14 protein-coding genes are annotated in these 12585 nt (G+C 71.9%); 5 read left to right on the forward strand and 9 right to left on the reverse strand.

Annotated features, from left to right (window positions below):
* The first annotated feature begins 20 nt into the window (after positions 1 to 20).
* Entirely contained in the window at positions 21 to 215 is a 195-nt protein-coding gene (locus EL288_RS10165) for a YqaE/Pmp3 family membrane protein (protein ID WP_003812201.1), read from the forward strand.
* An 18-nt stretch (positions 216 to 233) separates the two neighbouring features.
* Here the strand turns inward: EL288_RS10165 and EL288_RS10170 are convergent, their stop codons facing one another.
* From EL288_RS10170 to EL288_RS10180, 3 genes are read right to left on the reverse strand one after another with little or no spacing between them, the layout of a single operon-like run.
* Entirely contained in the window at positions 234 to 581 is a 348-nt protein-coding gene (locus EL288_RS10170) for a GFA family protein (protein WP_010926505.1), read from the reverse strand.
* A 28-nt stretch (positions 582 to 609) separates the two neighbouring features.
* Positions 610 to 2049: a DHA2 family efflux MFS transporter permease subunit gene (locus EL288_RS10175; protein WP_010926506.1), complete on the reverse strand. Its 1440-nt coding sequence runs from the start codon at positions 2047 to 2049 to the stop codon at positions 610 to 612.
* 18 nt (positions 2050 to 2067) lie between these two features.
* Positions 2068 to 2487 carry a VOC family protein gene (locus EL288_RS10180; protein ID WP_010926507.1) on the reverse strand — a complete coding sequence of 140 codons (420 nt, stop codon included), beginning with the start codon at positions 2485 to 2487 and terminating at the stop codon, positions 2068 to 2070.
* A 150-nt stretch (positions 2488 to 2637) separates the two neighbouring features.
* On the opposite strand from EL288_RS10180, the gene EL288_RS10185 reads away from it, so the two are divergent.
* Both EL288_RS10185 and EL288_RS10190 read left to right on the forward strand, forming a co-directional pair.
* Positions 2638 to 3246: an LON peptidase substrate-binding domain-containing protein gene (locus tag EL288_RS10185; RefSeq protein ID WP_003812191.1), complete on the forward strand. Its 609-nt coding sequence runs from the start codon at positions 2638 to 2640 to the stop codon at positions 3244 to 3246.
* A gap of 12 nt (positions 3247 to 3258) precedes the next feature.
* A complete protein-coding gene (locus tag EL288_RS10190; protein WP_010930753.1) occupies positions 3259 to 4077 on the forward strand; it encodes a ParB N-terminal domain-containing protein in 819 nt (272 codons plus the stop codon).
* Here EL288_RS10190 and EL288_RS10195 read toward each other — a convergent pair.
* The 5 genes from EL288_RS10195 to EL288_RS10215 all read right to left on the reverse strand — a co-directional run bounded on the left by EL288_RS10195 (position 4029) and on the right by EL288_RS10215 (position 9277).
* Positions 4029 to 5003 (reverse strand): AraC family transcriptional regulator, encoded by a 975-nt coding sequence (locus EL288_RS10195; RefSeq protein ID WP_003812185.1) that lies wholly within the window; start codon positions 5001 to 5003, stop codon positions 4029 to 4031. The genes EL288_RS10190 and EL288_RS10195 overlap by 49 nt on opposite strands.
* A gap of 28 nt (positions 5004 to 5031) precedes the next feature.
* Positions 5032 to 6093, reverse strand: coding sequence for an XdhC family protein (locus EL288_RS10200; RefSeq protein WP_003812183.1), 1062 nt, complete (start codon positions 6091 to 6093; stop codon positions 5032 to 5034).
* A complete protein-coding gene (locus EL288_RS10205) occupies positions 6090 to 8303 on the reverse strand; it encodes a xanthine dehydrogenase family protein molybdopterin-binding subunit (RefSeq protein ID WP_033455093.1) in 2214 nt (737 codons plus the stop codon). Before EL288_RS10205 ends, EL288_RS10200 begins: the two co-directional genes overlap by 4 nt.
* A gap of 13 nt (positions 8304 to 8316) precedes the next feature.
* Positions 8317 to 8775 (reverse strand): (2Fe-2S)-binding protein, encoded by a 459-nt coding sequence (locus EL288_RS10210; protein WP_003812180.1) that lies wholly within the window; start codon positions 8773 to 8775, stop codon positions 8317 to 8319.
* 157 nt (positions 8776 to 8932) lie between these two features.
* Positions 8933 to 9277 carry an I78 family peptidase inhibitor gene (locus EL288_RS10215; RefSeq protein ID WP_003812179.1) on the reverse strand — a complete coding sequence of 115 codons (345 nt, stop codon included), beginning with the start codon at positions 9275 to 9277 and terminating at the stop codon, positions 8933 to 8935.
* Between the two features lie 156 nt (positions 9278 to 9433).
* On the opposite strand from EL288_RS10215, the gene EL288_RS10220 reads away from it, so the two are divergent.
* A complete protein-coding gene (locus EL288_RS10220; protein WP_033459673.1) occupies positions 9434 to 10339 on the forward strand; it encodes a LysR family transcriptional regulator in 906 nt (301 codons plus the stop codon).
* 86 nt (positions 10340 to 10425) lie between these two features.
* A complete protein-coding gene (locus tag EL288_RS10225; RefSeq protein ID WP_033459677.1) occupies positions 10426 to 11439 on the forward strand; it encodes a pyridoxamine 5'-phosphate oxidase family protein in 1014 nt (337 codons plus the stop codon).
* 7 nt (positions 11440 to 11446) lie between these two features.
* On the opposite strand, the gene EL288_RS10230 is transcribed toward EL288_RS10225, so the two are convergent.
* The gene (locus EL288_RS10230; protein WP_003812176.1) at positions 11447 to 12565 is read right to left on the reverse strand and encodes a 3-deoxy-7-phosphoheptulonate synthase; all 1119 of its coding nucleotides are present in this window, start codon (positions 12563 to 12565) and stop codon (positions 11447 to 11449) included.
* Positions 12566 to 12585 lie beyond the last annotated feature (20 nt).

Genomic DNA, 12585 nt, shown 5'->3' on the forward strand with positions numbered 1-12585 from the left:
TTCCAGATCCGGATTGCGCCATGCGCCTGTTGCTTGCCATCTTCCTGCCGTTCACGGTGTTCTTCACCATCGGCCGCCCCATCGCCGGCATCATCTGCCTGCTGCTGCAAATCACCCTGATCGGCTGGATTCCGGCCGCGCTGTGGGCGGTCTACGCATTGAGCCAGTTCCATACCGACCGCAAGATCCGCGACGCCGTGGGCGGCCGCGGCTAGCGCCGCCAGGCGCCGGCGCTATGCCGCGCGGCCGTCGTACTGATGCACGGCGACCGCGTCCAGGTCCACGTCGTCCAGGCAGCGGATATTGATCGCCGCCATCGCCCGGCCTTGCTGGTCGACGCCTTCGCCATGGGTGTGGATGCCGCACGTGGGACAGAAGCGGTGCTTGATCAGGTGGCGGTTGAAGGTATAGGTGGCGATCTGTTCGTCGGGCGTGGCCAGCCGCAGGTGGTCGCGCGGCACGAACCACAGCAGCGCGCCCTTGCGCCGGCATATCGAGCAATTGCAGGACATGGCGCCTGTCAGTTCGCCTTCCACGTCGAATCGGATGGTGCCGCAATGGCAACTGCCGTGATAGTGCATGGTGCGGGGCTCCTGTGCGGGTAAGGGATCAATGCGCGTCGGCGGCCGGGGCGCTCGCGCCGGGCTGCGGGCGGCGCAGCAGCACGCCGGCCAGCAGCGCGGCCAGGGCGGCGAACACGGCGCCCACCGCGAAGGCAGCGTGATAGCCGCCGTTGAGCGCCGTCAGCACGTCGGCGCCGCCGGCGCGCAGGCTGGCGCTGCGGCCCGCCGCCAGGCTGGCCAGCACCGCCAGGCCCAGGGCGCCGCCCATCATGAACGAAGTGTTGACCACGCCGGATGCCAGGCCCGCTTCGCTGGGGTCCACATCGCTCATGGCGGCCAGCAGCACGGGGTTGAACGCGATGCCCGCGCCCAGGCCCAGCAGCAGCATGCCCGGCAGCACGTCGACGGCGAACGAGCCCGCGACCGGCGCGCGCGCGAACAGCGCCAGCCCCAGCGCCGCCACCAGCAGGCCGCACACCAGCGGCGCGCGGATGCCGAAGCGCATCACCAGCCTGGCCGACAGCCCCAGCGAGAACGCCGCCATGATGATATTGGCCGGCAGGAAGCCCAGCCCCACCTGCATGGCCGTGTAGCCCAGCACCAGCTGCATGTAGAGCGCCGAGATGAAGAACCAGGCGAACATGGCCGCGGCCCACAGCACGCCGACGATGTTGGCGGTGGCGACGTTGCGCAGCGCGAACAGCGACAGCGGCATCAACGGCGCCGGCACGCGCGCCTCGATGCGCAGGAACAGCGCCAGCAGCGCGACCGCCAGCGCCAGCAGCCCGAGCGATTGGGGCGAGGTCCAGCCGGCCTCGTTGCCGTTGACCACCGCGTAGACGGCCAGCATCAGCGAGGCGGTGATGGCTGCCGCGCCGGCCAGGTCCAGCCGTGGATGGCCCGTCGGGCCCTGGCTGGCCGGCAGCAGCGGCAGGCACAGCGCGTAGACCAGCGCCCCGATGGGCAGGTTGACCAGGAAGATCCAGTGCCAGCTCAGCGAGCTGGTCAGCAGGCCGCCCAGCAACACGCCGATGCTGCCGCCGCCGGCGCAGACGAAACCGTAGACGCCCATGGCGCGGGCGCGCTCGGCCGGCTCGGTGAACAGCGTCATGATCAGCGACAGGGCCACGGCCGAGACGACCGCGCCGCCCAGGCCCTGCACCGCGCGCGCGGCCACCAGCATGGCCTGCCCCTGGGCCATCCCGCAGGCCAGCGAGGCCAGCGTGAACAGCGTCAGGCCGGCGAGGAACATGCGGCGCTGGCCCAGCAGATCGCCCAGCCGTCCGCCCAGCAGCAGGAAGCCGCCGAAGGTCAGCATATAGGCGTTGACCACCCACACCAGCGACGCTTCGGTAAAGCCCAGGTCGGCCTTGATGGACGGCAGGGCGACGTTGACGATGGTCGTGTCCAGCACGATCATCAGCACGCCCAGGCACAGCACCATGAGGGCCAGCCAGCGCTTGCGTTCGTCGAGAGTGTGGGGCATGGATGCGATTCCTGGAGGTCAGCTGTTCATCTGGCCGCCGCTGATCATCCACGCCGTGCCGTGGCGGTCGACCAGCACGCCGAAGATTTCGGCCCAGAAGGTTTTCTGCAGCGGCATGGTGACCTGGCCGCCCTCGGCCAGCGCGTTGAAGATGCGCTGCGCGTCGGAGACGGTCGGGTAGACGAGCGACAGCGAAAAGCCTTTCTTGCCTTCGTACGGGCATTGGCTGTTGCTGTCGGAGGCCATCAGCAGCTGGTCATCGAGGCGCAGGCGCGCGTGCATGATCAGATCGCGGTCCTGCGGCTCGCAGGGCATCTCGGGCGGGCTTTCGCCGTAGGTGATCAAGGCGTCCAGCTTGCCGCCCAGGATGCGCTCGTACAGGCGCATGGCCTCGGCGCAATCGCCGTCGAACATGAGATACGCGGAAATTTGCGGCATGGTGTCATCCTCCGGAAGGTGGCCACGTCTCGTGGGGCGGGCCTTTTGAAGTGCTAATTTAATACAGGTTAGTCCTAAATTGCTAGTAATTTCAGGACGGCAAGCGGCGCCGCGGCGCACGTGGCGGGGCGATCGTGTCATCATAGGCCCATGGCCGAGATTCCATTATTTCCATTGAGCAACGCCTTGTTTCCTGCGGGCGTGCTGCGCCTGCGGGTGTTCGAGATCCGTTATCTCGACATGGTCAGGCGCTGCATCGCCGACGGCTCCGAGTTCGGCGTCGTGGTGCTGGAGCAGGGCACCGAAGTGCGCCGCCCCGATGGCCGCGAGGTGCTGGCGCGCGCCGGCACCATGGCGCGCATCGACCATTGGGAAGCGCCCATGCCGGCGCTGCTGGAACTGGCCTGCACCGGTACCGGGCGATTCCGGCTGCACGCTTGTACCCAGGGCAAGTACGGCCTGTGGACCGGCCAGGCCGAGCCGGTGCCCGACGATGCGCCGCTGGAAGTGCCGCCGGAACTGGCGCGCAGCGCCTCGGCGCTGGGGCGCCTGATCGCCCGCCTGCAGCGCGAGGGCGTGCCGCCTCACATCATGCCCATGGCCGCGCCGTTCCGGCTCGACGACTGCGGCTGGGTGGCCGACCGCTGGGCCGAGATGCTGTCGCTGCCGCCGGCCGACAAGGCGCGTCTGCTATTGTTGCCGCCGCTGGACAGGCTGCGCGAGATCGACGCGGTGCTGGCCGCCGACGGGCACGCCTGAGCCAGGCCCAACATGACGGGAACCATGACCATCCGGATCGACGAAGAACTGCGGGCCTACATCGACCCGCTGACGCCTGACGAATACGCGGCGCTGGAGCAAAGCCTGCTGGCCGAGGGCTGCCGCGACGCGCTGGTGCTGTGGGGCGACCTGCTGGTCGACGGCCACAACCGCCACGCCATTTGCAGCAAGCACGGTATCGCTTTCAATACGGTGCAGAACACGCGCCTGCAGTCCATGGACGATGTACGGCTATGGATGATAGACAACCACCTGGGGCGGCGCAGTGTGTCGGACTTCCAGCGCGGGGTGCTGGCCCTGCGCAAGAAGGAGATCCTGGAAAGCCGGCGCCAGGCCGGCGAAGGGGACGCCGCGCCGGCCGGCGGCGACGGGCCTGCGCCGCTGACGCGCCAGACGCTGGCGCGCCAGGCGCGCCTGAGCAGCGCGACCCTGGGCCAGATCGAGAAAATCCGCCAGCAGGCCGCGCCCGAACTGGTGCGCGCGGTGCAAAGCGGCGAGATTTCCATCAATGCCGCCGCGGCGGTGGCGACCTTGCCGGCGCCGCAGCAGGCGGCCGCGGCCGCGGGCGGGCGCGGCGAGCTGCGCGCCGCCGCGCGCCAGGTGCGCGAGGCGCGCCTGCCGGTACGCCGGGCGCCCGAAGCCGAACCGGCGCCCGCGGCCGAGCTGCGCGTGGTGGACGACTATCCCGCCGAGGTGGCGCGGCTGGACCGCCTGGTGGCGCAACTGGCCGAAGAGCGCGACGCTCTGAAGAAGAAAGTGGTTCAGCTGACCGTGGCGCTGGCCGAGGCGCGCGCCAAGCCGGGCGACTGAGCGTCGGCCGGGGCCGTGCCGCGCAAGCGCGCCGCGTCGCGCAGCGGCGGCGCGCCGTACAGGCGGCTGTATTCGCGGCTGAATTGCGACGCGCTTTCGTAGCCGACCCGGTGGGCGGCCGCGCCGGCGTCCAGGGTTTCGGCCACCATCAGCCGGCGCGCCTCGTGCAGGCGCAGCTGCTTCTGGTATTGCAGCGGGCTGAGCGCGGTGACGGCCTTGAAATGGTGATGCAGCGACGACACGCTCATGTTGACGGTCGTGGCCAGGTGTTCCACGCGCAGCGGCTGCGCGTAGTGCCGGCGCAGCCAGTCGATGGCGCGCGCGATCTGCAGCGCCGTGCCCTCGGCGCGCGCGATGTGGCGCAGCCGCCCGCCCATCGGACCGGACAGCAGGCGGTAGTGGATTTCGCGCTCGATCAACGGGGCCAGCACCGGGATGTCGGCCGGCGTGTCGAGCAGGCGCGCCAGGCGCAGCACGGCGTCGAGCAAGGGCTCGGTCAGGCGCGCGAGCGTCAGGCCGCGGCGCAGCGGCTGGCCGGCCGGCGGGGCGCCCAGCTCGCTGATCAGGCCGGCGATGCGGTGCGGATCCAGGTCGAGCGCAAAGCACAGGTAGGGCGTGCCCGGGGTGGCCAGCGTGACGCGCGAGGCCACCGGCAGGTCGAACGAGGTCAGCAGGTAGTGCGAGGTGTCGTATTCGTAGACGTCGTCGCCCAGCTGCACGCGCTTGGCGCCCTGCGCCAGCAGCGCCAGCGACGGCCGGTAGAAGCTGACGTTCAGTTCGGTCGGGCTGGACGAACGGTAGAAGTTCAGGCCCGGCAGGGCGGTCGCGGTGCTGCCGTCGGCCGGCGTATGCCGTTCGATCAGGCTGGCCAGTTCGTCGTGGCGCGGCGGCGGGCTGGCGGATGGGGAGTCGGGCAGGGCGCTCATCGGTGGGGGGCGGGCTGGACTGGCATGCCTATAGCGTAGCGCACAGGCCCGCCTGGATCACGCCGGCGCCGCCGGGCTGGCGGGCCTTGCCGGCGGCCACGCTGGCGGCGGGCGGCAGCGGCGCGCCGTTCTTGCCGGCGACGATCTCGGCCATGATGGACAGGGCGATCTCCGGCGGCGTGCGGCTGCCGATGTAGATGCCGGCCGGGCCGCGCAGGCGCGCCAGTTGCGCCGGCGTCAGCCCGAAATGTTCGCGCAGGCGCGCCACGCGCCGCGCATGGTTGGCGCGCGAGCCCAGCGCGCCGACGTAGAAGGCCGGCGTCTGCAGGGCGTCGATCAGCGCCAGGTCGTCCAGCTTGGGGTCATGGGTCAGCGCGATGACGGCGGTGCGCGCGTCGGGCCGCGCGGCGATCACCATGTCGTCGGGCATCGCCGTGGTCAGCGCCACGCCCTCGACCTGCCATCCGGCGCGGTACTCCTGGCGCGGATCGCTGACCGTGACGTCGAAGTCCAGCGCGATCGCCATTTCGCACAGGTAGCGCGACAGCTGGCCGGCGCCGACGACCAGCAGCCGGTGGCGCGGCCCGAGCACGCTGGCAAAGCCCGCGCCGTCCAGGCGCGGCTCGGCGTCGGCGGCGGCAGGCTCCAGCGTGACCGCGCCGTCGGCCAGGCGCACGCTGCGCCGCACGGTCTGGTGCGCGCGCAGTCGGGCCAGCAGGTCCGCGAGCCGGCTGTGCGCGCCCAGCGGCTCGAGCACCAGCTGCAGCGTGCCCCCGCAGGGCAGCCCGAAGCGGCGCGCCTGCTCGCCGTCCACGCCGTAGGTGGCCAGCGCCGGGCGGGCGCCGGGGCACAGCGCGGCGATGCCGCGCTGGCGGATCTGGTCGATCAGGTCGTCCTCGATGCAGCCGCCCGACACCGAGCCGGCCACCGCGCCATCGGCGCGGATGGCCATCATGGCACCGGGCGGGCGCGGCGATGAGCCCCAGGTGCGCGCCACGGTCAGCAGCACGGCGGCCTGGCCGGCGTCCAGCCAGGACTGGGCGGTCTGCAGCACGTACAGGTCGGCGGCTTGCATGGCGATGCTCCTCATGCCTTGACGGTGGTGCCCAGCGGCAGCGTGCGCAGGCGCTGGCCGGTGGCCTGGGCGATGGCGTTGGCCAGGGCCGGCGCCAGCGGCGGCACGCCCGGCTCGCCCACGCCGGTGGGCGGCTGCGTGGACGGCGCGATATGCACTTCGACGGCCGGCATTTCGGCCAGGCGCAGCACCGGGTAGTCGTGGAAGTTGCTCTGCTCGACCGCGCCGTCCTTCAGCGTGATGGCGCCGTGCAGGGCGGTGGACAGGGCAAAGCCGATGCCGCCTTCCATCTGCGCGCGCACCACGTCCGGATTGACGGCCAGGCCGCAATGCACGGCGCATACGACCCGGTCCACCTTGAGCGCGCCGTCGGCGGCAATGGTCACTTCGACCACCTGCGCCACCACCGAGCGGAACGATTCATGCACCGCCACGCCGCGGCCGCGGCGCGTGCCTGGCGCGCCGGCCGCCAGCGGTTCGCGCCAGCCGGCGCGGGCGGCCGCCAGTTGCAGCACTTCGCGGTGGCGCGGGTGCGCGGCCAGCAGGGCCAGGCGATAGGCCACCGGGTCCTGGCCGGCCGCCACGGCGGCCTCGTCGATCAGGGTTTCGGCGGAGAACGCCGTATGCGTGTGCCCCACCGAGCGGTACCACAGGACCGGCACGGGCACATCGGTGGGCGTATGCAGCTCCACCTGCAGGTTGGGCACCGCGTAGGCGAGGTCGGACAGGCCCTCGACCGAGACCGGGTCGACGCCGTCGCGCACCCAGTCCGCCAGCGGCGTGCCCAGCAGGATCGATTGGCCGGCCATGCGCACGTGCACCGCCTGCAGCGCGCCGTCGGCGCCGAGCGCCAGCCGCGCGCGGTGCAGGTTGAGCGGCCGGTAGTAGCCGGCGCGCATGTCGTCCTCGCGCATCCACACCAGCTTGACCGGCGCGTTCAGGCCCTGGGCGCGCGCGGTGCGCGCGATGGCGACCGCCTCCAGCAGGTAGTCGGCATGCGAGCTGGCGCGGCGGCCGAAGCTGCCGCCGGCGTACAGCTGGGTCAAGGTGATGCGCTCGGCCGGCATGCCGAGATACTGCGCGATGGCGCGCTGGTCGGCCGTCTGGAACTGCTCGCCGTTCCAGATCTCGCAGCGTTCGTCGTCCAGCCGCACCAGGCAGTTCAGCGGCTCCATGGCCGCATGCGCAAGATACGGATACGTGTATTCGGCCTCGATGACCTTGGCCGCGCCCGCGAAGGCGGCGTCGATGTCGCCCTTGCGCGCCGCCATGCTGCCGGGCCGGCCGACGGCCTCGCGGTACCGGGCCAGGATGTCGGCGCTGCCCTGGCGGTAGGCCAGGCCCTCGTCCCACTCGATCCGCAGCGCATCGCGCCCGGCCCGCGCGGCCCAGGTATTGGTGGCCAGCACGGCCACGCCGGCGTGGCGCAGCGCAGCGCCGCCGAAGCGGACCACGGCGCGCACGCCGGGCACCGCCCGGGCGGCGGCGTCATCGACGCGCGCCACCGCCGCGCCCAGGCGCGGCGCATGCGCCACCACCGCCACCAGCATGCCGGGCAGCTTCATGTCCTGCGTGTAGAGGGCGCTGCCGTCGCTCTTGGCGGCGCTGTCGACGCGCGGCAGGCGATGCTTGCCGATCAGCCGGAAGCGGGCCGGGTCCTTGAGCGGCACGTCCTCGGGCACGGGCGAGCGCGCGGCGGCCTCGGCCAGCTCGCCGAAGCCGGCGCGGCGTCCCGAGGCCGGGTGGCTGAGCACGCCCTCGGCCACCTCGATCGTGTCGGCCGGCACTTGCCAGCGCTGCGCGGCGGCTTGCACCAGCATGGCGCGCGCGGTGGCGCCGGCGCGCCGCATGGGTTCCCACGAGTCGAACATGGCGGTGCTGCCGCCGGTGCCCTGCAGGCCGCCCAGCGCCTGGTTGCCGTAGCGCGCGCTGTCGGCCGGGGCGCCCTCGACGCGCACCTGGCGCCAATCGGCGTCGAGCTCCTCGGCCAGCAGCGTGGCCAGGCCGGTATAGGCCCCCTGGCCCATCTCCAGGTGCTTGGCCAGGACGGTGATCCGGCCGTCGGCGCCGATGCGCACGAAGGCGTTGGCGGCGAAACCGTCGCCCGCCTGCGGGCCGGCGGCCATGGCGCGGCGGGCCAGCGGCGGCAGCGACAGGCCCAGCAGCAGGCCGCCGGCGCCTTGCACGAAACGGCGCCGGCTCAGGTTCTGGATGGCGATGCGCATGATGCTTGCTCCCTCAGGCCAGGGCCGCGGCGGCGGCGTGGATGGCGGCGCGGATGCGCACGTACGTGGCGCAACGGCAGATATTGCCGTTCATGGCGTCGTCGATGTCGCGGTCGGTGGGGGCGGGATTGGCGCGCAGCAGGGCGGCGGCGGACATGATCTGGCCCGACTGGCAGTAGCCGCACTGGGCCACATCCAGTTCGCGCCAGGCCTGCTGCACGGCCTGGCCGGCGCGGTCGGCGGCCACGCCTTCGATGGTGACGATGCGGCGGCCGGCGACCGCCTGCACGGGCGTGATACAGGCGCGGATGGGCTGGCCGTCGGCGTGCACGGTGCAGGCGCCGCATAGCGCCATGCCGCAACCGTACTTGGTGCCGGTCAGGTCGGCCACATCGCGCAGGGCCCACAGCAGCGGCATTTCGCCGGGGGCGTCCAGTACGGTGTCCTTGCCATTGATATTGAGCGTCGGCATTGGGGGTTTCCTTCCGATGAGCGGGGGCGCGCCCTGGCGGCGCGCACGACCCGCAAAGAATAGGAAACCGAGGCCCGTGGCGGCAATGCCGATTGCTGCAGGATTCTTGCCTGATCCTGCGAGAGTGCGGCCCCGGCGGCGCCGGGGCCAGCGGGCATCAGCCGCAGCGCAGGGCGCTGATGCTGCCGTTGCCCTCCAGGATGATGTTCAGGCGGCGCGCGTTGTATTCCATGGTCATGACCTGGCCGGGCTTGAGCAGGCGCATCGACCCCGAGTTCGAGCGCCGCAGCGCGTCGTTGCCGACCGAGTCCGAATATTTCTGCCCCACCAGGTTCTGCACCGGCTGGGCGTCGCAGTCCGGGCCGCTGGGCGTCGTTGCCGACCCGGGCGCGGCGCTGGAGGAAGTCTGGCTGGAGGCCGGCGGGCTGGAGTCCGTCCGGGTGCCGGAGGCGCAGGCGGTCAGGCCGGCCAGCAGTGCAATGGGGATCAACTTCCAGATCATGGGCAACTCCTTAAAACTGGGAACAGACGGAATGTCCATGATAGTTGAGGCCGGGCACGGTTGGGGCGCGCGCCGCGCGCGGGCGCCGGGCCGGCTGGACGGCGCGGCGCCGACGCGGGATGATGCGCGCTTTGGGGCGCAGCCGGAGAAGGCGCAGTGGACAAATTCCAGGAGGTAAGCCTGTTCCTGGCCGTGGCCGAGGCGCGCAGCTTCGCCGCCGCGGGCCGGCGGCTGGGCCTGTCGGCCTCGACCGTGACGCGCGCGGTGGCGGCGCTGGAGGCGCGCCTGGGCATCCTGCTGCTGGTGCGCACCACGCGCCACGTACGCCTGACCGACGCCGGCGAACAGTTCGCGCACGATTGCCGCGCGGTGCTGGACAGCCTGGCGCAGGCCGAGGAGGCGGCCGCCGGCGGGCGGGTCCAGCCGCGCGGCGAACTGTCGGTGACGGCGCCGGCGCTGTTCGGCGAACTGCACGTGATGCCGGCCATCGTCGATTACCTGCGCCAGCACCGGCGGGTGCGGCTGCGCGCCTTGCTGGTCGATCGCGTGGTGCGGTTGCTCGACGAAGGCGTGGATGTGGCGGTGCGCATCGGCCGCCTGCCCGACTCCAGCCTGACCGCCATCCATGTGGGCGACGTGCGCCGCATCGTGTGCGCGGCGCCGGATTTCCTGGCGCGCGCCGGCGTGCCGTCGCATCCGGACATGCTGCCGCGCTATTGCACGGTCAGCGTGGTGATGGAAGGGCAAATGGACCGCTGGCGCTTTGTCTGCGACGGCCATGCCCGCGACCTGGACGTGCAGGCGCAACTTACCGTGACGTCGTCGCAGGCCGCGGTGCGCGCCGCTGTGCAGGGCTGGGGCCTGGCGCAGGTGGTGTCCTACCAGGCCGCCGGTGCGCTGCGCGAGGGCGCGCTGCAGGTGGTTCTGCGCGAATTCGAGCCGCCGCCCCTGCCGGTGCATGTGGTGTATCCGGAAGGGCGCAAGGGCGCCGCCAAGGTGCGCAGCTTCGTGGAATTCTGCGTGGAGCGCCTGCGCGCCGAACTGGCCGAGCTGCCGGCCTGACGGCGCTGCCGTACCAGCGGGCACGGCATTGCGGCGGCTGCAACACTGTTTTGCGCCGGCGCCGCGCGGGCCGCGCGGCGGGCATCATGGCGGTTGTTCGATACGACATTCCCGGTGCCTTGATGAGCGATTCGCTGGTTTTCCATACCGATCTCCCTGGCCTGGCCGACGGCCCCTGGCATGGCGGCGAGCTGGCCATGCAGGAGCGCGCCGGCGCGCGCGAACGCATGGCGCAATTGGGGCCGCGCGTCATCCGCGACTACATGCCGCAGCAACATCGCGATTTCTTTGCCCAGCTGCCGTTCATGCTGCTGGCCACGGTCGATGCGCAAGGCGACCCCTGGGCCAGCGTGCTGGAGGGGCCGCCGGGTTTCGCGCACAGCCCCGACGAGCGCACCTTGCGCCTGGATGCCTGGCCCGCCGGCGACGACCCCGCGCGCGCCGGCCTGGCGCATGGCGCCGGCGTGGGCATGTTGGGCATCGAGCTGTCCACGCGGCGGCGCAATCGCGTCAACGGCCATGTCGCCGCGCTGGACGGACAGGGGTTCTGCGTGGTGGTGACGCAGTCGTTCGGCAACTGCCCGCAATACATACAGACCCGCCATGCGCGTCAGGCCGCGCCCGCGCCGCAGCCGGCGCGCTGGCTGGCGGGCCTGGACGCGGCCGCGCGCACGCTGGTCGGGCAGGCTGATACGCTGTTCGTGGCCAGCTACGCGCGCCAGGCCGGCCCGCACGCGGTGGACGTGTCGCATCGGGGCGGGCCGCCCGGCTTCGTGCACCTGCGCGGCGATACGCTGACGATGCCGGATTTCTCCGGCAATCGCTTCTTCAATACCCTGGGCAATCTGCTGGCCAATCCGCGCGCCGGCCTGGTGTTCGTGGATTTCGCGCGCGGCGACTTGCTGCAGCTGTGCGGGCGCGCCGAAGTGCTGGCCGAGGCCGGGGCGCCCGCGGCGTATCCGGGCGCCCAGCGCCTGTGGCGCGTCCACGTGGAGCGGGCGGTGCGCCGGCCCGCGGCGCTGGGGCTGCGGGCCGGGTTCGGCGAGTATGCCGCGCAGCTGGCGGCCGTGGGGCAATGGGCCGGCGAGCCGCCGGCCTGAGGCAGGCTCAGCCTTCGCGGCGCTGGCGTACGGCCTGGGCCAGCTCGGCCAGCACCGGCTCGGTCTGGGCCCAGCTCAGGCAGGCGTCGGTGATGGACACGCCGCGCTTGAGCGGCACGCCGGGCTTGAGATCCTGGCGGCCTTCCTCGAGGTTGCTTTCGATCATGATGCCGATGATGCGGCGGTCGCCGCCGGCCAGCTGCCGGGCCAGGTCGCGCGCCACGTCGACCTGGCGCGCGTGCGACTTGTTCGAATTGGCGTGCGAGCAGTCGACCATGACCTGCTCGCGCAGGCCGGCCTTGGCCAGCGCCGCACAGCAGGCGTCGATGGCGGCCGCGTCGTAGTTGGGGCCTTGCTTGCCGCCGCGCAGGATGACGTGGGTGTCGTCGTTGCCGCGCGTCTCGAAGATGGCGGCGGTGCCCATCTTGGTCATGCCCATGAAGGCATGCGGGGCGCTGGCGGCCACGATGGCGTCGGCCGCCACCTGGATGCCGCCGTCGGTGCCGTTCTTGAAACCCAGCGGGCAGCTCAGGCCCGAGGCCAGTTGCCGGTGGCTGGGGCTTTCGGTGGTGCGCGCGCCGATCGCGCCCCAGGCGATCAGGTCGGCGATGTATTGCGGGCTGAGCAGGTCCAGGAATTCGGTGGCGATGGGCAGTCCCAGGGCGCCGATTTCCAGCAGCAGGTGGCGCGCGCGGCGCAGGCCTTCGTTGATGCGGAAACTGCCGTCCAGGCGCGGATCGTTGATGTAGCCCTTCCAGCCCACGGTGGTGCGCGGCTTCTCGAAGTACACGCGCATGACGATGAGCAGGTCGTCGGCCAGCGTGTCGGCCGCCTCCTTGAGCTGGCGCGCGTACTCCATGGCCTGTTCGTGGTCGTGGATGGAGCAGGGGCCGACCACCACCACCAGCCGGTCGTCGCGGCCGTGCAGCACGTCGGCGATGCGCGCGCGGCTGTCCTCGACCAGCGCCTGTAGCGGCGCCGATACCGGCAGTTCGTCCTGCAGCAGGGCGGGCGAAATCAGGGGACGCACGGCGCCGATGCGCACGTCGTCGATGCGGGTGGTGTCTTGCGTCGCGTCGGCCTGGCCGGCCTCGCGATCGTGCAGCGGGTCATCGATACGGGTCAAGGCAATTTCTCCGGTGCGCC

Source organism: Bordetella bronchiseptica (assembly GCF_900636925.1).
GTDB classification, from domain to species: Bacteria; Pseudomonadota; Gammaproteobacteria; order Burkholderiales; family Burkholderiaceae_B; genus Bordetella; species Bordetella pertussis.